Below are 1,025 nucleotides of genomic sequence, written 5' to 3' on the forward strand. Positions count from 1 at the left end.
GCACGCATGGCCCGGTTCGACCGGCCGATCGGCAACTTCCTGCTGCTCTGGCCGATGCTCTGGGCGCTGTGGCTCGCCGCCGAGGGTCCGCCGCGCCCCCTCGTGCTCGCGGTGTTCATCGCGGGGGTGCTGGTGATGCGCGCGGCGGGCTGCGTGATCAACGACTTCGCCGACCGCGACTTTGACGGTCACGTCAAACGGACGCAGGAACGGCCGCTGGCGACCGGCCGGGTGGGCGAGCGCGAGGCCCTGGGGGTCTTTGCCGTGCTCTGCGCCGTCGCCTTCGCGCTGGTGCTGACCATGAACGGCCTCACCATCGCGCTGGCCTTCGCCGGCGCGGCCCTCGCGGCGACCTACCCGTTCGCCAAGCGCTACACCCACCTGCCCCAGGTCCACCTGGGGGCGGCGTTCGGCTGGGCAGTGCCCATGGCCTTCGCCGCCGAGGCCGGCGCGCTGCCGCCGCTGGCGTGGCTGGTGTTCCTCTCCGCGGTGATCTGGGCCACGGTCTACGACACCGAGTACGCCATGGTCGACCGGGATGACGACCTGCGCATCGGCGTGCGCTCCACGGCGATCCTGTTCGGCAACCAGGACCGCATGATCATCGGCCTGCTGCAGGTGCTGATGACGGTCACGCTCGTCGGTATCGGCATCGCCGCACAGCTATCGGCGATCTACTACGCGTCGGTGGCCCTCGGTGCGCTGCTGTTCGTCCGCCAGCAGTGGCTGATCCGCGAGCGCGAGCGCGGCCCCTGCTTCCAGGCCTTTCTGAACAACAACTGGTACGGCGGCGTGATCTTCGTGGGGATCGTGCTGCACTACATGTACCGCTGAGCACGGTCTCCGCGGAGACGCTGCGCGTGAGACCCCCGCACCACGCCGGCCACGAGTAACTACATATAGTGCTCTGACACAAGTCAATGTGCCACATATTGATTGCCGCCATGCTCGACCCATCGTCCGACACGGCGGAGATCACTCATGCCCCAACACCCGCGCTGTGGCCGGAAGGACTCCGGCGATGC

1 protein-coding gene is annotated in these 1,025 nt (G+C 68.4%); it reads left to right on the forward strand.

What is annotated here, in order from left to right; genetic code table 11:
* Positions 1-834, forward strand: an 834-nt coding sequence (gene ubiA, locus G7A99_RS20890) for a 4-hydroxybenzoate octaprenyltransferase (protein ID WP_163143818.1), incomplete at its 5' end; no start/stop codon positions are given.
* Positions 835-1,025: the final 191 nt, after the last annotated feature.

Source organism: Arhodomonas sp. KWT (genome assembly GCF_010993615.1).